General features: G+C 40.5%; 15 protein-coding genes and 2 pseudogenes. All 17 read left to right on the plus strand.

Annotated features, from left to right (window positions below; all coding sequences use genetic code 11):
• The first annotated feature begins 23 nt into the window (after window positions 1–23).
• The 17 genes and pseudogenes from PCY12_RS04875 (at window position 24) to pflA (ending at window position 18,807) form a co-directional block, all read left to right on the plus strand.
• A complete protein-coding gene (locus PCY12_RS04875; protein WP_301351854.1) occupies window positions 24–527 on the plus strand; it encodes a phosphatase PAP2 family protein in 504 nt (167 codons plus the stop codon).
• 113 nt (window positions 528–640) lie between these two features.
• Window positions 641–1,087, plus strand: coding sequence for a LytTR family DNA-binding domain-containing protein (locus PCY12_RS04880; protein WP_020901878.1), 447 nt, complete (start codon window positions 641–643; stop codon window positions 1,085–1,087).
• Window positions 1,088–1,091: 4 nt separating this feature from the next.
• Entirely contained in the window at window positions 1,092–1,766 is a 675-nt protein-coding gene (locus PCY12_RS04885) for a hypothetical protein (protein ID WP_301351855.1), read from the plus strand.
• Between the two features lie 152 nt (window positions 1,767–1,918).
• Window positions 1,919–2,053 (plus strand): 50S ribosomal protein L34, encoded by a 135-nt coding sequence (rpmH, locus tag PCY12_RS04890; protein WP_000831905.1) that lies wholly within the window; start codon window positions 1,919–1,921, stop codon window positions 2,051–2,053.
• Window positions 2,054–2,422: 369 nt separating this feature from the next.
• Window positions 2,423–8,170 (plus strand): annotated as a pseudogene (locus tag PCY12_RS04895) (DUF1542 domain-containing protein); the annotation flags it as partial.
• Window positions 8,171–8,233: 63 nt separating this feature from the next.
• Window positions 8,234–8,695 (plus strand): annotated as a pseudogene (locus PCY12_RS10315) (DUF1542 domain-containing protein); the annotation flags it as partial.
• A 303-nt stretch (window positions 8,696–8,998) separates the two neighbouring features.
• Window positions 8,999–9,772, plus strand: a complete 774-nt coding sequence (locus tag PCY12_RS04900) for a TatD family hydrolase (RefSeq protein ID WP_301351858.1) — start codon at window positions 8,999–9,001, stop codon at window positions 9,770–9,772.
• Entirely contained in the window at window positions 9,772–10,338 is a 567-nt protein-coding gene (rnmV, locus tag PCY12_RS04905; RefSeq protein ID WP_301351859.1) for a ribonuclease M5, read from the plus strand. Before PCY12_RS04900 ends, rnmV begins: the two co-directional genes overlap by 1 nt.
• 65 nt (window positions 10,339–10,403) lie before the next feature.
• Complete coding sequence (gene rsmA, locus PCY12_RS04910; protein ID WP_301351860.1) at window positions 10,404–11,276, plus strand: 16S rRNA (adenine(1518)-N(6)/adenine(1519)-N(6))-dimethyltransferase RsmA; 873 nt, start codon at window positions 10,404–10,406, stop codon at window positions 11,274–11,276.
• 1 nt (window position 11,277) lies between these two features.
• Entirely contained in the window at window positions 11,278–12,156 is an 879-nt protein-coding gene (gene rsgA, locus PCY12_RS04915) for a ribosome small subunit-dependent GTPase A (RefSeq protein ID WP_301351861.1), read from the plus strand.
• 10 nt (window positions 12,157–12,166) lie between these two features.
• Window positions 12,167–12,823 (plus strand): ribulose-phosphate 3-epimerase, encoded by a 657-nt coding sequence (gene rpe / locus PCY12_RS04920; protein ID WP_301351862.1) that lies wholly within the window; start codon window positions 12,167–12,169, stop codon window positions 12,821–12,823.
• Window positions 12,786–13,448, plus strand: coding sequence for a thiamine diphosphokinase (locus PCY12_RS04925; RefSeq protein WP_301351863.1), 663 nt, complete (start codon window positions 12,786–12,788; stop codon window positions 13,446–13,448). Before rpe ends, PCY12_RS04925 begins: the two co-directional genes overlap by 38 nt.
• Window position 13,449: 1 nt before the next feature.
• Entirely contained in the window at window positions 13,450–14,706 is a 1,257-nt protein-coding gene (gene rmuC, locus PCY12_RS04930; protein WP_301351864.1) for a DNA recombination protein RmuC, read from the plus strand.
• Entirely contained in the window at window positions 14,696–15,637 is a 942-nt protein-coding gene (locus PCY12_RS04935; RefSeq protein ID WP_000703197.1) for a 3'-5' exoribonuclease YhaM family protein, read from the plus strand. The genes rmuC and PCY12_RS04935 overlap by 11 nt, the downstream gene beginning before the upstream one ends.
• Window positions 15,638–15,742: 105 nt before the next feature.
• Complete coding sequence (purR, locus tag PCY12_RS04940) at window positions 15,743–16,570, plus strand: pur operon repressor (protein ID WP_001825276.1); 828 nt, start codon at window positions 15,743–15,745, stop codon at window positions 16,568–16,570.
• A gap of 66 nt (window positions 16,571–16,636) precedes the next feature.
• Window positions 16,637–17,887 (plus strand): diaminopimelate decarboxylase, encoded by a 1,251-nt coding sequence (locus PCY12_RS04945; RefSeq protein WP_301351866.1) that lies wholly within the window; start codon window positions 16,637–16,639, stop codon window positions 17,885–17,887.
• Window positions 17,888–18,012: 125 nt separating this feature from the next.
• Window positions 18,013–18,807, plus strand: a complete 795-nt coding sequence (gene pflA, locus PCY12_RS04950) for a pyruvate formate-lyase-activating protein (RefSeq protein WP_001288289.1) — start codon at window positions 18,013–18,015, stop codon at window positions 18,805–18,807.
• Window positions 18,808–19,085: the final 278 nt, after the last annotated feature.

Below are 19,085 nucleotides of genomic sequence, written 5' to 3' on the forward strand. Positions count from 1 at the left end.
TTGAGTAAGCGATGAGAAAATATATGAAAAATTATCAAGAATGGTATGGCCACGTTGCTAGTAACATTGGGAATAAGCCCTTTCTTCTGAGCTTGTTAAGATCTTTCAATCGGTTTATGACAGTAGTTATGCCTATGATTTATCTAACCTTGTTAGCCACTACCTATCTCCAACAAGGACTTGGAAAACAGGCCGGAATCTATTTGTTTATCCCTGCATCAGGTTTTGTGATTTTATCCCTTCTCCGTAAGAAAATCAATGCCCCTAGGCCTTATGAGGAATGGGATATTAAACCCTTGCTTGACAGAGATAGTCCTGGTCAGTCTATGCCCAGTCGTCATGTCTTTTCAGCAACCATTATCTCCATGGCTTGCTTACATGCTAGTTTATCTGTAGGGGTTATCTTGTTGGTTTTTTCAACCCTCCTCGGTCTAGTGAGAGTCTTGGGTGGAGTGCATTTTCCCAAGGATGTAGTAGTTGGTTATATTTGTGGTCTTGCGTGGGGTGTGATTTTCTTTCTATTTTGACCTGTAAGTTAAGGCGGTCCAACAACCACTTACGGGTCTAAAGTAACCACTTGCTTTTTTGCTCTTGTTTTCTTATTTTAGCTTTGATATAGTAGAGTCAGAAAGGAGATGGAATGAAGTTACGAATCGAAATTGACAGCAATTTAGAGGAAACTGAAATTGTCATCAAGGCAGCGGCTTTGACAGATGAGATTGCGGATTTACAGCGCCTCTTGCAAGAATCCAAGTCTCCTAGGTTGATTTTTTACAAGGGGACGGGTGAATATTATCTGGACTTGTCGGAAATTCTTTTCTTTGAAACAGAGGGAAACAAGATTTACGCCCATACCCAGAAAGATGCCTACGAGGTTCGACTTAAACTCTATGAGTTAGAGTCTATCCTGCCTCGTTATTTTAGTCGGGTATCCAAGTCGACTATTGCAAATATCCGTCAGGTTTACTCGGTGGACAAGTCCTTTTCAGGAACGGGCACCATTTCCTTTTATCAGACTCATAAGGAGGTTCATGTCTCACGACATTACCAATCCCTCCTAAAAGAAAATCTAAGAAATATGAGGTAAGAACATGAAAAAGAAAGCATTTGGTATTGTTTTATTGGTTTTAGCGGCCTGGATTTTGTTGCAAGGAAATTTTGGCATTCCTTCTTTGGATGGTAAAATATGGCCTTTACTTGGTATCGTCTTTTTTGCCTATCAGTCAGTTGAATCTTTGCTTCGTCGTCACCTGACATCAGCAGTTTTTACCGCTCTAGTAGCCTTAATGATTGCAAATCATTTTTATAACATTTTGCCTATCCCAAATCAGTCATTGTTCTGGGCTAGTATTTTAATCGTAATGGGTGTCAGCGCACTTACTCATTCTAACAGAACTTGGAACGGGAAAAAATGGTGGTATGATGGTAAAAAGACCATTCTAACAGATAAGGAAGTTGCTTTTGGTACAGGGACTTTCTACAAGCAAAACCAAGAGTTGGTAGAAGACCAAGTAGAAGTTGGTTTTGGCAATGCCAAGATATATTATGACAATGCAGAGATTTTAGGAGATAGCGCAACCTTGAAGGTGGAAGTTGGTTTCGGAAGTGCAGTTATTTATGTTCCCCAACATTGGCGAGTGGATTTGAAGGTAGAAACTTTCTGTGGCGTAGCCAAGGCAGATACTCCTCTAGCCCCAACCAGCAAAACCTTGATTATCCGTGGAGATGTGGCCTTTGGGAAGTTGGGGATTGTCTACGTTAAATAAAAAATCTGAAAAATCTTCTAGGTTCTCAGCAAACATTTGCCTTGAGCTATTGACAAAAGTGAAAGAATCAGATAGAATAGTAAAGTATGTTTAGTAACTGATCACTTTATAGCCGGCTAAACGAATACAAAATCTATGAGGAGGTATTCATCGTGAAACGTACTTATCAACCAAGTAAACTTCGTCGTGCGCGCAAACACGGATTCCGTAACCGTATGTCAACTAAAAACGGTCGTCGCGTATTGGCAGCTCGTCGTCGTAAAGGACGCAAAGTTTTGGCTGCATAATCCAAACGAATTAGAACAAAAGTCAGTAGGAACTCGAGTCTACTGGCTTTTATTATGTTTAAAAGATACAAAAGAGTAGATATAAAAAGTAGATTTTGGTAGGAAATAAAGGACAAGTATGAGGAGTGTTTTCAATCAATAAGTTTATAAAAATTCAATATATTGTAATATAACAAAAATTCCTACTAATTTTAAAGGTTAAAATTGACGGGGGGGGGGGATTTATAGTAAAATAGGACTTGTACATCAATATAAAAGATTGATTTATTATAAGAATATTTTTATAAAACAATCATATCTTTTAGAAAAAAATGAATGGAGAAAGATGAAATAATGAAGTATACGAAAGCTAAAAAGCAGTCGCCGAAAATGTGGAACCGTTTGGAGAAGTTTTCTATCCGTAAATTTAGCATTGGAGCGGCGTCATGCTTGATTGGAGCTATTACTGTGCTTGCTCCGTCGTCCCAAATAGTTAAGGCGAATGGAATAACCACGACATCTGCTAGTGGTCAGACTACGGTTTATGCACATGGGGAAGATGTACAGGGGCTTCGAGGAACTTCAACAAGTATTTATAATGTTTATCAAATGGAGGTAGATACTTCTAAGTACACAAAAGAAAATCCAGTTATTACTGTTACTCTGACTTTTAATAAACCAAATCAGGATGGTCAACCTTCGGTGTTTTTGGGTGGACGTCCGATGTATTGGTTCACTGTGCCAGAAGCGGTTCAGGAATTAGGGGGAGCAAATGAATTTACGTTAAACAACAAAAATGGATCTAAGGAGTTTAGTAATTGGGGTAGTTGGGGGACCAATTCACGTTTTGTACAAGGGACAAATGCAACTACGTGGAAGAAAAATAATAACACCACTGGGGAAAGGTTAGGAAAATGGCCTAGAGAGAGTATAGATGCAGACTTTAATAAAGTATTGGGTCTCAATAATGATCGCTGGTATGATAACGGGACCATGCCTACGCAAGACATCATGAAAGATCTTCGTGCTAAGAGTCAGAGTATCTATGTTGATTGGGAGGGTAGAGCTGCTGGTACTGTAACAGTTACTTACACTACCAGAGTAAAAGACCCTGAAAATACGAAAGAACTAACGATTGGGATGGGGGTGTATCAACCATCTAATGCACTACAACACGCTCGTGTTGAAACCATCAAGCTTCCAGTCTTGTATAAACTAAATGAAGCTTTTGAACCAAAAGTACCAGAACGTACAGCAGTTACAAATCCAACGAATCTTACAGATGAAGAAGTAAATGCTATTAAGGATAAAATTTGGACTGTCAATCAGGATAACAACAGTAATCTTTTAACCACTAATAATGCTTTTAAAGATAATTTGAAAGATGGTAAAAACTCAATTGTGATTGATAAAGCGACTGGAACAGCGACAATCACTTATAAAGATAATACTACTGATACGATTGAAGGTTCTAAGTTAGTTTATAAGAAACCAGAAGATCCAAAACCAGTGACACCTTCAGAACATTTACAAGATGATACTGGACAAGGTATTAAATATTATACTAATCCTGTAGAAGTGGATATTAATAATATTACTAAGACAGACAAAGATAATGCGTTAGACAGTTTTTTGAAAGCAAATTTAACTTCAACGGGGTATACCAATTATAAATCAGAAAATGCTTTAAGTAATGCAGACCTTAAGCCAGGAGTTAATTTTAAATTGACAGGTGGACAAAAAGCTACATTTATACTCCATCCAGAGAATTATATATCAATACATCGACAAAGACCAACTGAAACGCTAGGATTTATTCCTAAAGAAGACCTATTCAAACAAAAAGCAAAACCTACATTTGACCTTACCGCTGCACGAAATGAAGCAAGTGCTGTAATTGATTCGTTAGATAATCTATATCCAGGGGAGAAAGACTCTTATAAAAGAGAAATAGAAACTAAATCTACTCGTGCTGAGATTGAAGCAGTTGTGAAAAAGGCGACAGATAAAGCTACTGAAAATGCTGTTGAACTAGCTGAAATGAAAAAAGTAGCTAATGATAAGATTAATGCACTTGGTTATTTAACAAAAGAAGAAAAAGAAGAAGCGATTAAGAAAATCAATTCTGCAACAATTAAACAAGGAGATGCTGATGTCGATAGTGCTGCAACTGCTGATAAAACAGATACTGACAAGAGTCGTGAGGATACGAAAGCACGTTTAAATAGTATTGTTACTGCACTTGAATCTAAAAATCTACAAAAAGCTAAAGAAAAAGCAACTGAAACTATTAACAATATTCCAGATGAAGATTTATCACCAGCTAAGAAGTTTGGATATACAAATCAGATAACAACTGCAACTGAAGTAGGTCCTGCAAGTAAAGGAGGAACTATTCTTAATATAGTAGAAACAGCTCAAAAAGAAGCAGCTGATGCTTTAGCAAAACGCAGAAAAGAAGAAGCAGATAAAGTTCGTCAGCAATATAAGGATGAGATCGCAGCTATTCCAGGTTTAACTGAAGATGAGAAAACAGGGTACAATAATGCAATCGATAGTGCACCTAGTGTTGAAGAAATGGAATCTATCGTCAACTTTGCAAAATTAGCAGGTGAACGTAAAAAAGCTATATCAGATATAGATAACCTACAATACTTAAATAATAAGCAAAAACAATCGTTTAAAGATTTAGTAGAAAACAGTGCATCTAAAGCTGATATAGAAGATTATGTTTCACAAGCTACACAATTAAATAGTAAAATGAAACAATTGCAAGATTTAGCTACTGAAGCGCGTAAAATCAAACCAAAAGACGGTACTCCAGCAGAAAAATATACATCAGCAGATTCTACGAAACGACAGGCATTTGATACAGCGTTAGGAAATGCAGAAAGTGTATTAGATAAAGAAAACGGTGCTGATGAAACTAGCTCAACTGTTGGTAATTTATTTACTGCACTAGAAACAGCGATTAATGAATTAAAACCGGGTGAAAAAGTAACCATTCCAGTAGATAAAGACGTATTAAAAGCAGAATATGATAAAGGGAATACAGTTAAAAATTTACCAGCTTATACCAATGAAAAAGATAACACAAAGAAACAAGCGTATGATAATGCATTAGTAGAAGCTAAAAAAATATTAGATAAAACTGATGCTACACAGGATCAAGTAAATAAAGCATTAGAAACTTTAGTAGAAGCTAAAGCAGGCTTGAATGGTAAAGAAGCAGAATTTACTTTAGGCAAAGTAGATGATAACGCTGTACCTATTTCTGTAGAGCCAAACGCTGGAACAGTGGTTTCAACAGAGGACCAAAAACTAATCAAGGCTAAGATTACAGGCATTCCAAACGGCGCAACAGTAATCTGTAAACCGATAGTAGAAGAATCGGGTAAAAAATATGTACCAGTAACAGTTACACACGAAAATGTTTCAAAAGACATTCAAATAGAAGTGGTTCAATCTGAAGCAGCGAAATCACCATTAACAGAACCGAAAAAGGTAAAAGTAAATGATGTGAATAATCTGTCTAAGGAAGAAAAAACAGCAGTAGAAAATGCAGTTAAAGACGCAAATCCAAGCTTAAAAACAAATACTAATATTAAAGTAACTGTAGATGAAAAAGGAAATGTTACAGTAACATATCCAGATAAATCAACAAATAAACTTGAAGCAGATAAGACTGTAGAGGCTAAAACAGAAGAAGAAAAAGTATTAGAAAAAGCTAAAAATGATGCTAAAGAAAAATTGAAAGAAGCTGCCGAAAAAGAAATTGCTGAAATCAATGGTGATGATACTTTGTCAGAAGATGAGAAAACAACGAAACTAGGCAAGGTTCAGAGTGAAAAAGAAAAAGCAGAAAAAGCTGTTGAGGGTGCTACTACACCAGCTACAGTAACAGCCGAAACTAATAAAGGTGTTGAGGCAATCGAAAAAGTTCATACAGATATTAAGAAACTCAAAGACAAAGCTAAAGCAGAGTTAGAAAAAGCTGCTGAGAAAGAAAAAGAAGATATTAAAGCAGATAATTCTTTAAGCGATTCAGACAAAAAAGAATTAAATGACAAAGTGGATAAAGCTAAAAATGATGCAATAGACAACATCGATGCAAAGACTACTGTCAAAGATATCGAAGGTGCTAAACAAAAAGGAGAACAAGCAATTAAAGCTGTTCATCAATCAGAGTTAGATAAGAAGAAAGCTGAAGCGAAAAAAGAATTAGAAACAGCAGCGGAAGCCGAAAAGAAAGAAATCGAATCAGATTTGACCTTGGATCCAGATACAAAAGTTCAAAAGAAAAAAGATGTTGATAAAGTCAAAGAAACAGCAGAAAAAGCTGTTGAAGGTGCTACTACACCAGATGAAGTAACGGCTGCAACTAAAAAAGGTAAAAATGATATTGAAGCTGTTCATACAGTAGATATTGGTAAAGTTAAAGACAAAGCAAAAGCTAACCTAACAGAAGCTGCCGAAGCAGAAAAGAAAGAAATTGATGCAGATAACGGTTTAACTGAGTCAGAAAAAGTTGCTTTAAAACCAAAAGTTGACAAAGTTAAGAGAGAGCAAGAAGCCATCATCGATAGCAAAACTACAGCAGAAGATATAGCAAAGGCAACAACAGCTGGTAAACAAGCAATTGCTGGTGTTCATACTCCAACAGATATCAAAGACAAATCTAAAAAATTAAATGCACCACAAGAAAAAGTGAAGGTAAAAGATCTCAATCAGTTAACAAAGCCTGAGAAAGATGCTGTTAAAGCTGCTGTTAAAAACGCTAATCCAAATCTATCAGACGATGATATTACAGTTGATGACAAGGGGAATGTAACATCTCCTAAAGGTTATTTATCACCAAAGGATGTAATTGTTCCAGCATTGAATAAACCAACCACACCAGTTACAGTTACGGATCCAAATCACTTAACGACTGACGAACAAAAAGAAGTTCAGAAAGCTGTTTCTGAAGCAAACAAAGATTCGAATTTAACTCCAGCTGATGTACATGTAGAAGCCACAGGGAATGTTACAACGGATAATAATGGAAACTTACCAGCAGGCGATGTAGTGACTCAAGCGTTGAAAAAACCTGCAAAACCAGTTGAAGTTGTTAATCCGAAAAAATTAACAGATCCTGAAAAAGAAAAAGTTAAAACAGCTATTGTAGAAGCTAATAAAGATGCTAATGGAAATCCAACGGTAACTCGAGAACAAGTAACGGTAGACGATGATGGTAGTGTTACAACACCGATTGGAAAATTGGACTCCGGAGATGTGGTGAAAGCAAAAACAGACACTACTCCTACCGACGAGAATACCGATCCAGCCGTAACTTTAAAAGGTGAAGATCTAGTTTTTGACTTACCAGAGTTATCAGTTCAAAATGCTCTTGTAGCAGGTGTAGTTACTGTTGAAAAAGGACAACCTTTAACTGACGAAGATATTAAAAAGCAGTTAGTTCTAACAGAAGATATGGTTGTTAATAGTATAAAAAAACCATCTACAACTGAAACTGGAAATAAAGAAGCCGAAGTTGAAATCACTTTAGCAGATGGAAGCAAAGTAACTGTAAAAGTCCCAGTTGTAGTAGTAGAATCATTAGAAAATGCTAATCCAGGCAACAACCTTGCTGAAGCGAAAGAAGAAGCTAAAAAACATGTAGAAGAAGCGGCTAATGCTAAGAATGATGAAATCAATAAGCGTACGGATTTATCAGACGATGAAAAGAAAGCAGCAACCGATAAAGTGAATAAAGCAAAAGATGACGCTAATACACAAATCGATAATGCTACAAGTTCTGGAACAGCTAAAGCAATTGGAGATGCCGCTGCTGAAAACATTCAGAACTTCAATCCAGAAGCTAATAATCCTGCAGAAGATGTTAAACCAGTTGATACTTCTAAGCTAGACGAACTAGACGAAGAAAAAGCGAAAGCAATCGCAGAAATCGAACAAGCTGCTAAAGATCAAATTAATGCAATTAACAATAATAAAGGCTTAACATCATCACAAAAAGCAGAAGCGATTAAGACAATCGAAGAATTAAAAGCGAAAGCTATTGAAGATGTTCGCAAGGGAACTACAGTAGAAGAAGTTGAAAAAATCGTTGAGAAAGTGGTAGGAAAGATTAAGGCGGTTAATCCACAACCATATTCAGGATATAGTTATGGAGACGACATTCATTCATCATCTGATGCACAAGCAAATGCTGAAGCATTAGCAAATGCAAAAGAATCAGCTAAAAATGCCATTGAAAAAGCTGCCAAGGACAAGCAAGATGAAATCAAAGATGCATCGCTTTCTGATAAAGAACAAGCAGAACTTTTAGCAAAAGTGGAAGCAGAAAAAGAATCAGCTCTCAAAGCGATTGAAACTGCCAAAACTGTAGAAGATGTGAAGGAAGCAGAAACGATTGGCTTGCAAGCAATTGCTAGTGTTACAGTTCCTAAGAAACCGGTGGCTCCTAATGCCACTGCACCTCAGGCAACAAGTGCACCGCAAGCAACTGCAGGAACAATGCAAGATGTTACCTACCAGTCACCTGCTGGCAAACAATTACCTAACACAGGTTCAGCATCAAGTGCAGCACTTGCTAGTCTTGGTCTAGTGGCGGCAACCAGTGGTTTTGCTTTGCTAGGAAGAAAGGCTAGACGTAGAAAATAGGACAGCTAGAAAATTCTATTCTCTACTTAAAGTGAGATTATAAGGGGGATTTGGAGAAGTCATCAATCCTAGTGATGGGTGAGAGAAGTGAGAACCCAAGATAATCACACACTTTAGCTGAATAGGGATATTCTATCAATGTAACCAGTCTCTTCTGTCTCTAACTGTGGAATAGGAGATGGGCAATATCGGATAGAAAAGCTAGCAAAATAGCTCTCTATGGAAGAGAGGAGGGAAACCGAAAAATTGGGTGCCCCTCCTCTTTTTTGGTATAATAGAAGATAGAAAACGAGGTTAGAAGAGATGATTTTTGATACACATACACACTTGAATGTAGAAGAATTTGCGGGTCGTGAGGCAGAAGAAATTGCCTTGGCTGCTGAGATGGGTGTGACACAGATGAATATTGTTGGTTTTGATCAACCGACGATTGAGCGTGCTTTGGAGCTGGTAGATGAGTATGACCAACTCTACGCAACTATTGGTTGGCATCCGACAGAAGCAGGGACTTACACAGAGGAAATTGAAGACTACTTGCTTGATAAGCTCAAGCATCCTAAGGTGGTTGCCTTGGGTGAGATTGGTTTGGATTATCATTGGATGACAGCGCCCAAAGAGGTGCAGGAGCAGGTTTTTCGCCGTCAGATTCAGCTATCTAAGGACTTGGATTTGCCTTTTGTTGTCCATACTCGTGATGCGCTGGAAGACACCTATGAGATTATCAAAAGTGAGGGCGTTGGTCCTCGTGGTGGGATTATGCACTCATTTTCAGGGACGCTTGAGTGGGCAGAGAAGTTTGTCGCGCTTGGCATGACTATTTCCTTCTCAGGAGTGGTGACTTTTAAGAAGGCAACTGACATCCAAGAAGCAGCTAAAGAGTTACCTTTGGACAAGATGTTGGTGGAAACAGATGCTCCCTACTTAGCACCTGTACCCAAGCGTGGTCGTGAAAATAAAACAGCCTACACTCGCTATGTAGTGGACTTTATCGCCGACTTGCGTGGGATGACGGCAGAAGAGCTAGCGGCAGCAACGACTGCAAATGCAGAGCGTATTTTTGGATTGGACAGCAAGTAATGAAAGAGAAAATTTCCCAAGTTATCGTGGTTGAAGGTCGCGATGATACGGCCAATCTTAAACGTTATTTCGATGTAGAGACCTATGAGACACGAGGTTCTGCTATCAATGACCAGGATCTAGAGCGGATTCAGCGCCTGCACCAACGTCATGGAGTCATTGTCTTTACAGACCCAGATTTTAATGGGGAGCGGATTCGTCGTATGATTATGACGGCCATTCCAACAGTTCAGCATGCCTTCCTCAAACGAGATGAAGCTGTCCCTAAGTCCAAAACTAAGGGGCGTTCTCTGGGAATTGAGCATGCCAGCTATGAAGATTTGAAAATGGCTCTAGCTCAGGTGACAGAACAATTTGAACATGAGAGTCAGTTTGACATCAGTCGTAGCGACTTGATTCGCCTTGGTTTTCTAGCAGGGGCAGACAGCCGTAAGCGACGAGAATATCTAGGAGAGACTCTCCGAATCGGCTATTCCAACGGCAAGCAACTCCTCAAACGCTTAGAGTTGTTTGGGGTTACCTTGGCAGAAGTGGAAGAAGCTATGAAATCTTATGAGAATAGTTAAGTAGCCCCCAAAATACAAGGGGAATGTGTTACAATAGTAGTAACAGATAATAGAAAAGAGAATAGATGAGAATTGCAGATTATAGTGTGACCAAGGCAGTGCTGGAGCGTCACGGTTTTACCTTTAAAAAGTCCTTCGGGCAAAATTTCTTGACGGATACCAATATCCTTCAAAAAATCGTGGATACGGCTGAGATTGATGACCAGGTTAATGTTATCGAAATCGGGCCAGGGATTGGTGCCTTGACGGAGTTTTTGGCTGAGAGTGCAGCAGAGGTCATGGCCTTTGAGATTGACCACCGTTTGGTGCCGATTTTGGCAGATACCTTGCGTGATTTTGATAATGTGACCGTGGTCAACGAGGACATTCTTAAAGTTGATTTGGCGCAACATATCCAGAATTTTGAAAATCCTGACCTGCCAATCAAGGTAGTAGCTAACTTGCCTTATTACATCACGACGCCTATTCTCATGCACTTGATCGAGAGTGGGATTCCTTTTAGTGAGTTTGTGGTCATGATGCAAAAAGAGGTAGCTGACCGCATTTCCGCTCAACCAAATACCAAGGCATATGGCAGTTTGTCAATCGCTGTGCAGTATTACATGACTGCCAAGGTTGCCTTCATCGTGCCTCGTACGGTATTTGTGCCAGCGCCAAACGTGGACTCTGCTATTTTAAAAATGGTGCGTCGTCCAGAACCAGCCGTAGCAGTAGAAGATGAGAACTTCTTCTTTAAGGTTTCCAAGGCTAGTTTTACCCATCGCCGCAAGACCTTGTGGAATAACTTGACAGGTTACTTTGGCAAGACTGAGGAAGTCAAGGATAAGCTGACCAAGGCCTTGGACCAAGCAGGTTTGTCACCAAGTGTACGTGGGGAAGCTCTCAGCTTGGCAGAGTTTGCTAGCCTAGCAGACGCACTTAAAGGGCAAGGACTCTAAGATGCAGGGACAAATCATTAAAGCCTTGGCAGGCTTCTACTATGTAGAGAGTGATGGCCAGGTCTATCAGACACGAGCGCGTGGAAATTTCCGTAAAAAAGGTCATACCCCTTACGTTGGGGATTGGGTCGACTTTTCTGCCGAGGAAAATTCAGAAGGCTATATCCTCAAAATTCATGAACGTAAAAACAGTCTAGTCCGTCCGCCTATTGTCAATATTGACCAAGCAGTGGTGATCATGTCTGTCAAGGAACCTGATTTTAATAGCAATTTACTGGATCGCTTCTTGATTCTTTTGGAACACAAGGACATCCATCCCATCGTTTATATTTCTAAAATGGACTTGTTGGAAGACGGGGGAGAACTGGATTTTTATGAACAGACTTATGGTGACATCGGCTATGACTTTGTGACCAGTAAAGAGGAACTCCTGCCTTTGTTAACAGGCAAGGTTACAGTCTTTATGGGGCAGACAGGTGTTGGAAAATCAACCCTTCTCAATAAAATCGCACCGGCCCTCAATCTTGAAACAGGAGAAATCTCAGACAGTCTGGGACGCGGGCGCCATACCACTCGAGCTGTTAGTTTTTACAACCTTAATGGGGGTAAAATCGCAGATACACCAGGTTTTTCATCTCTGGATTATGAAGTGTCAACAGCAGAAGATCTCAATCAGGCCTTTCCAGAGATTGACAGTGTCAGCCGAGACTGTAAGTTTCGTACTTGTACCCATACCCACGAGCCGTCCTGTGCAGTAAAGCCGGCAGTAGAAGAGGGCGCCATTACAACCTTCCGTTTTGACAACTATCTGCAATTTCTCAGTGAAATTGAAAATCGCAGAGAAACCTATAAAAAAGTCAGCAAAAAAATTCCAAAATAAGGAGAAACCTATGTCTCAATACAAGATTGCTCCGTCAATTCTGGCAGCAGATTATGCCAACTTTGAACGTGAAATCAAACGCCTAGAAGCAACTGGGGCAGAGTATGCCCATATCGATATCATGGATGGTCACTTTGTACCACAAATCAGTTTTGGTGCAGGTGTGGTCGAAGCTCTTCGCCCTCATAGCAAGATGGTTTTCGATTGCCACTTGATGGTAGCTAATCCAGAGCATCATTTAGAAGACTTTGCACGTGCAGGTGCCGATATCATCAGCATCCATGTGGAAGCAACGCCCCATATTCATGGTGCCCTCCAAAAAATTCGTTCACTCGGAGTTAAGCCTTCAGTCGTTATCAATCCTGGTACGCCTGTTGAGGCGATTAAGCACGTGCTTCACCTAGTTGACCAAGTTTTAGTTATGACAGTTAACCCTGGCTTCGGTGGACAAGCCTTTCTGCCAGAAACCATGGATAAGGTCCGTGAGTTGGTTGCCCTTCGTCAGGAAAAAGGCTTGAACTTTGAAATCGAAGTCGATGGCGGGATTGATGACCAAACTATTGCCCAAGCCAAAGAAGCTGGTGCGACCGTTTTTGTAGCAGGTTCCTATGTCTTTAAGGGAGATGTCAATGAGCGAGTACAAACTCTCAGAAAACAACTGGACTAGGGTTGCCGTTTTTGCAGGTGGAGACCGTGGTCATTATCGGACGGACTTTGATGGTTTTGTTGGTGTGGATCGAGGCTCGCTCTGGGTTTTGGAAGAAGATTTGCCTCTTACTCTAGCAGTTGGAGATTTTGATTCTGTCACTGCAGAAGAGCGACAGGTGATTCAAAAACGTGCTCAGCATTTTGTCCAAGCCCGACCAGAAAAGGATGATACCGATTTGGAATTGGCTCTCTTGACTATCTTTGAGAAAAATCCTCAGGCTCAGGTCACTATTTTCGGTGCTTTGGGTGGCCGTATTGATCACATGTTGGCTAATGTCTTTTTGCCTAGTAATCCCAAATTAGCACCCTATATGCGCCAGATAGCGATTGAGGATGGGCAAAACTTGATTGCCTATTGTCCAGAAGGGACCAGTCAGCTTGAACCCCGTTCAGACTATGACTATCTAGCCTTTATGCCAGTTTGGGATAGCCAGCTGACCATTCTCGGAGCCAAGTATGAGTTGACAGAGGAAAATTTTTTCTTTAAAAAAGTGTACGCTTCTAACGAATATATAGATAGGGAAGTGTCGGTGACTTGCCCAGATGGCTATGTGGTTGTGCTGCATAGTAAGGACAGGAGGTAGGATGGAAAGTTTACTTGTTCTATTATTGATTGCCAACCTAGCTGGACTCTTTTTGATTTGGCAAAGGCAGGATAAGCAGGAAAAACATCTAGCCAAGAGCTTGGAGGATCAGGCAGATCATTTGTCAGACCAGTTGGATTATCGCTTTGAACAAGCCAGACAAGCCAGCCAGTTAGATCAAAAAGATTTGGAAGTGGCTGTCAGCGACCGTTTGCAAGAAGTGCGAATCGAGTTGCACCAAGGCTTAACTCAAGTTCGTCAAGAAATGACAGATAATCTCCTCCAAACCAGAGATAAGACCGACCAACGTCTCCAAGCCTTGCAGGAATCAAATGAGCAACGTTTGGAACAAATGCGCCAGACAGTCGAGGAAAAGTTGGAAAAGACCTTGCAGACGCGCTTGCAGGCTTCCTTTGAGACAGTTTCCAAGCAACTGGAGTCTGTCAATCGTGGCCTTGGAGAAATGCAGACAGTTGCCCGTGATGTCGGCGCCCTCAACAAGGTTCTCTCTGGAACCAAAACGCGAGGGATTCTGGGAGAATTGCAACTGGGGCAAATTATTGAAGACATCATGACACCTGCCCAGTACGAACGAGAATACGCAACGGTTGAAAACTCTAGTGAGCGAGTGGAGTATGCCATCAAGTTACCCGGACAAGGCGACCAAGAATACGTCTATCTGCCAATTGACTCTAAGTTTCCACTGGCAGATTATTACCGCTTGGAAGAAGCCTATGATACAGGTGACAAGGATGAGATTGAACGCTGTCGTAAGTCACTCCTAGCAAGCGTCAAGCGCTTTGCCAAGGATATCAAGAGCAAGTACATAGCACCGCCTCGGACAACCAATTTTGGAATCTTGTTTGTTCCGACAGAAGGTCTCTACTCAGAAATCGTCCGCAATCCGGTCTTCTTTGATGATTTGAGGCGGGAGGAGCAGATTATCGTTGCAGGACCAAGTACTCTGTCAGCCCTGCTCAACTCCCTATCGGTTGGCTTCAAGACTCTTAATATCCAAAAGAGTGCCGATCATATCAGCAAAACGCTTGCCAGCGTCAAGACTGAGTTTGGCAAGTTTGGTGGTATTCTGGTCAAGGCACAAAAGCATCTCCAACATGCAACTGGCAATATAGATGAATTATTAAACCGTCGCACTACAGCTATCGAGCGGACGCTCCGTCACATTGAGTTATCAGAAGGTGAGCCTGCGCTTGATCTACTCCATTTCCAAGAAAATGAGGAAGAATATGAAGATTAGTCACATGAAAAAAGATGAGCTATTTGAAGGCTTTTACCTAATCAAGTCAGCTGACCTGAGGCAAACTCGAGCTGGGAAAAACTACCTAGCCTTTACCTTCCAAGATGATAGTGGCGAGATTGAAGGAAAACTCTGGGATGCCCAACCTCATAACGTTGAGGCCTTTACAGCAGGTAAGGTTGTTCACATGAAAGGGCGCCGAGAAGTTTATAACAACACTCCACAGGTCAATCAAATCACCCTACGCTTGCCTCAACCTGGCGAACCAAATGACCCAGCTGATTTCAAGGTCAAGTCACCAGTTGATGTCAAGGAAATCCGTGACTATATGTCGCAAATGATTTTTAAAATTGAAAATCCTGTTTGGCAACGGATTGTCCGAAAGCTCTACACCAAGTATGATAAGGAATTTTACTCCTATCCAGCTGCCAAGACCAACCATCATGCCTTTGAAACGGGTTTGGCCTATCATACGGCGACCATGGTGCGTTTAGCAGATGCCATTAGCGAAATCTATCCTCAACTTAATAAGAGTCTGCTCTATGCGGGTATTATGCTACATGACTTGGCTAAAGTTATCGAGTTGACGGGACCAGACCAGACCGAGTACACAGTGCGAGGCAATCTTCTTGGGCATATTGCTCTAATTGATAGCGAAATTACTAAGACAGTGATGGAACTCGGTATCGATGATACCAAGGAAGAAGTCGTTCTGCTTCGTCACGTCATCCTTAGTCACCACGGCTTACTTGAGTATGGAAGCCCAGTCCGTCCACGCATTATGGAAGCAGAGATTATCCATATGATTGACAATCTGGATGCCAGCATGATGATGATGTCAACAGCTCTGGCTTTGGTGGATAAAGGAGAGATGACCAATAAAATCTTCGCTATGGACAATCGTTCCTTCTATAAACCAGATTTAGATTAATAATTTAAGAAAAATGAGCATTTTTTAGGATAAGAATGTTCGTTTTTTTATGTGAATATGGTATAATAGATAAAATATCAAAATTAAATGAAGTAGGAAATAGAAATGAAATTAAGAAGAAGTGATCGGATGGTTGTCATTTCCAACTATTTGATTAATCATCCTTATAAACTAACTAGTCTCAATACTTTTGCTGAAAAGTATGAGTCTGCTAAATCATCCATCTCAGAGGATATCGTCATTATCAAACGAGCCTTTGAGGAAATTGAAATCGGTCATATCCAGACAGTAACTGGTGCTGGTGGTGGTGTCATTTTCACACCATCAATCTCAAGCCATGATGCCAAGGAAATGGTTGAGGACTTGCGTGCCAAGTTGTCAGAAAGTGACCGTATCTTGCCAGGTGGTTATATCTACCTGTCTGATTTGCTTAGCACACCAGCTATCTTGAAAAATATTGGTCGCATTATTGCCAAGAGCTTTATGGATCAAAAAATTGACGCGGTTATGACCGTAGCGACTAAGGGTGTTCCGCTTGCAAATGCAGTTGCCAATGTCCTCAATGTTCCCTTTGTCATTGTGCGCCGTGACCTGAAAATTACCGAAGGTTCAACTGTTAGCGTCAATTATGTATCAGGTTCAAGTGGTGACCGTATCGAGAAAATGTTCCTTTCAAAACGTAGTCTCAAGGCAGGCAGCCGTGTCTTGATTGTGGATGACTTCTTGAAAGGCGGCGGAACGGTCAACGGGATGATTAGCCTCTTGCGTGAGTTCGATTCAGAATTGGCAGGTGTAGCGGTCTTCGCGGACAATGCCCAAGAAGAACGTGAAAAGCAGTTTGACTACAAGTCACTCTTGAAGGTAACCAATATTGATGTCAAGAACCAAGCCATCGATGTTGAGGTTGGTAATATCTTTGACGAAGATAAATAAGAGATAGAACTAAAGGTTGGAACGATTGTCCCAGCCTTTCTTTGCAAATAGAATAGAAGGAAACATATGAAAACACCATTTATCAATAAAGAAGACTTAGAAGATATTATTGCCGAGTTCCCGACTCCCTTTCACTTGTATGATGAGAAGGGGATTCGTGAGAAGGCAAGAGCCGTCAACAAAGCATTTTCGTGGAACAAGGGCTTTAAGGAATATTTTGCAGTTAAGGCTACTCCAACCCCAGCTATCTTGAAAATTCTTCAAGAGGAAGGTTGTGGAGTGGATTGCTCTAGTTATGTAGAACTTTTGATGAGTCATAAACTGAATTTCCCTGGTTCTGAGATTATGTTCTCTTCAAACAACACGCCAGACAAGGAATATGCCTATGCACGTGAATTGGGTGCGACCATTAACTTGGATGCTTTTGAAGATATTGAACATCTGGAGCGTGCAGCAGGCATTCCAGAAATTATCTCATGTCGTTACAATCCTGGAGGCGTTTTTGAGCTAGGAACAGATATTATGGACAATCCTGGAGAGGCTAAGTTTGGCATGACCAAGGACCAACTCTTTGAAGCCTTTGCTATCTTGGAGGAAAAAGGAGCTAAGACTTTTGGGATTCACTCCTTTCTAGCGTCTAATACTGTGACCCATCTCTATTATCCAGAGTTGGCGCGTCAGCTCTTTGAATTGGCTGTTGAAATCAAGGAAAAGTTGGGCATTTCGCTAGACTTTATCAATCTTTCTGGCGGTATTGGTGTCAATTATCGTCCTGATCAGGAGCCAAATGATATTGCCTTGATTGGTGAGGGGGTTCGTAAGGTTTATGAAGAAGTTCTTACGCCAGCAGGTCTTGGTCAGGTTAAGATTTTCACCGAATTGGGTCGTTTTATGTTGGCACCTCACGGTGCTTTGGTCACAAGAGTCACTCATAAGAAGAAAACTTACCGTACCTATCTAGGTGTGGATGCATCAGCAGTCAATCTCATGCGTCCAGCTATGTACGGAGCTTACCATCATATTACTAACGTGACTCATCCAGAAGGACTAGCTGAAGTAGTAGATGTGGTCGGTTCACTTTGTGAAAACAATGATAAATTTGCAGTGAATCGCGAACTGCCTCATACAGAAATCGGTGATTTGCTGGTCATTCATGATACAGGTGCCCACGGATTTTCAATGGGCTACCAGTACAACGCCAAACTTCGTTCTGCGGAAATCCTTTATACTGAAGAAAGTAAAGCCCGTCAAATCCGCCGTGCAGAGCGCCCTGAGGACTATTTTGCAACCTTGTATGGCTTTGATTTTGAAGAATAAAATGATAAGTAATTGAAAATGAAATTGAAAAACAGATTGCTTTCTAAAAAATAGGCAAAAATCTTGTTTTTCCTTCAAGTCGTGATATAATAAAACTATAAAACGTTTTCAAGGAAGGTAACGATATGTCTGAAGAAACAATTGATTATGGACAAGTGACAGGAATGGTGCATTCGACAGAAAGCTTTGGGTCAGTAGATGGGCCTGGTATTCGCTTTATTGTCTTTTTGCAGGGCTGTCACATGCGTTGCCAGTATTGTCATAACCCGGATACTTGGGCTATGGAGTCCAATAAATCACGTGAACGGACGGTAGATGATGTCTTGACAGAGGCCTTGCGCTACCGCGGTTTCTGGGGAAATAAGGGTGGGATTACAGTCAGTGGAGGAGAAGCCCTCTTGCAGATTGATTTCCTGATTGCCCTCTTCACTAAGGCCAAGGAACAAGGAATCCACTGTACCTTGGATACCTGTGCCCTTCCTTTCCGTAATAAACCACGTTACCTTGAAAAGTTTGACAAACTCATGGCTGTCACTGACTTGGTTCTCTTGGATATCAAGGAAATCAATGAAGAACAGCACAAGATTGTTACTAGCCAAACCAATAAAAATATCTTGGCTTGTGCCCAGTATCTATCAGATATTGGAAAACCTGTCTGGATTCGCCACGTGCTAGTTCCAGGATTGACAGATAGAGATGATGACTTGATTGAACTTGGTAAGTTCGTCAAGACCCTCAAAAATGTTGATAAGTTTGAAATTCTACCTTATCACACCATGGGTGAGTTCAAGTGGCGTGAATTGGGAATCCCATATTCACTTGAAGGAGTTAAACCACCAACAGCAGACCGCGTTAAGAACGCTAAACAACTCATGGATACCGAAAGTTATCAAGACTATATGAAACGTGTACATGGATAAAAAAGAAGCCTGATGGAAACATCGGGCTTTTAAGTTTATATAAATATCTATAGATGAATAGAATAGACTTAGTGGCTGAAATTCTGGTAGATTAAAATAGAATGTGAACAAATCGATTAGGGAATTTAAAGCAATTCTTAACTGAAAGCAGATTTTCTATTCTAAGCATTTCAGCAGAAAAAATGAATATTTCAGAGAAAGTTATAACATAGATATCTGAAATAAGCTAAACTATTTGTATCAAGATAAAGGAGGAAGTTATGAAAGCATTTAAAAAG

It is taken from the genome of Streptococcus sp. SPS1 (assembly GCF_030439915.1).
Taxonomy (GTDB): domain Bacteria; phylum Bacillota; class Bacilli; order Lactobacillales; family Streptococcaceae; genus Streptococcus.

What these genes read in the sequence shown, in the direction of transcription:
- PCY12_RS04875 (WP_301351854.1), top strand. Translation starts at nt 24, where the DNA reads ATGAAAAATTATCAAGAATGGTATGGCCACGTTGCTAGTAACATTGGG.
- PCY12_RS04880 (WP_020901878.1), top strand. Translation starts at nt 641, where the DNA reads ATGAAGTTACGAATCGAAATTGACAGCAATTTAGAGGAAACTGAAATT.
- PCY12_RS04885 (WP_301351855.1), top strand. Translation starts at nt 1,092, where the DNA reads ATGAAAAAGAAAGCATTTGGTATTGTTTTATTGGTTTTAGCGGCCTGG.
- PCY12_RS04900 (WP_301351858.1), top strand. Translation starts at nt 8,999, where the DNA reads ATGATTTTTGATACACATACACACTTGAATGTAGAAGAATTTGCGGGT.
- rnmV (WP_301351859.1), top strand. Translation starts at nt 9,772, where the DNA reads ATGAAAGAGAAAATTTCCCAAGTTATCGTGGTTGAAGGTCGCGATGAT.
- rsmA (WP_301351860.1), top strand. Translation starts at nt 10,404, where the DNA reads ATGAGAATTGCAGATTATAGTGTGACCAAGGCAGTGCTGGAGCGTCAC.
- rsgA (WP_301351861.1), top strand. Translation starts at nt 11,278, where the DNA reads ATGCAGGGACAAATCATTAAAGCCTTGGCAGGCTTCTACTATGTAGAG.
- rpe (WP_301351862.1), top strand. Translation starts at nt 12,167, where the DNA reads ATGTCTCAATACAAGATTGCTCCGTCAATTCTGGCAGCAGATTATGCC.
- PCY12_RS04925 (WP_301351863.1), top strand. Translation starts at nt 12,786, where the DNA reads ATGAGCGAGTACAAACTCTCAGAAAACAACTGGACTAGGGTTGCCGTT.
- rmuC (WP_301351864.1), top strand. Translation starts at nt 13,450, where the DNA reads ATGGAAAGTTTACTTGTTCTATTATTGATTGCCAACCTAGCTGGACTC.
- PCY12_RS04935 (WP_000703197.1), top strand. Translation starts at nt 14,696, where the DNA reads ATGAAGATTAGTCACATGAAAAAAGATGAGCTATTTGAAGGCTTTTAC.
- purR (WP_001825276.1), top strand. Translation starts at nt 15,743, where the DNA reads ATGAAATTAAGAAGAAGTGATCGGATGGTTGTCATTTCCAACTATTTG.
- PCY12_RS04945 (WP_301351866.1), top strand. Translation starts at nt 16,637, where the DNA reads ATGAAAACACCATTTATCAATAAAGAAGACTTAGAAGATATTATTGCC.
- pflA (WP_001288289.1), top strand. Translation starts at nt 18,013, where the DNA reads ATGTCTGAAGAAACAATTGATTATGGACAAGTGACAGGAATGGTGCAT.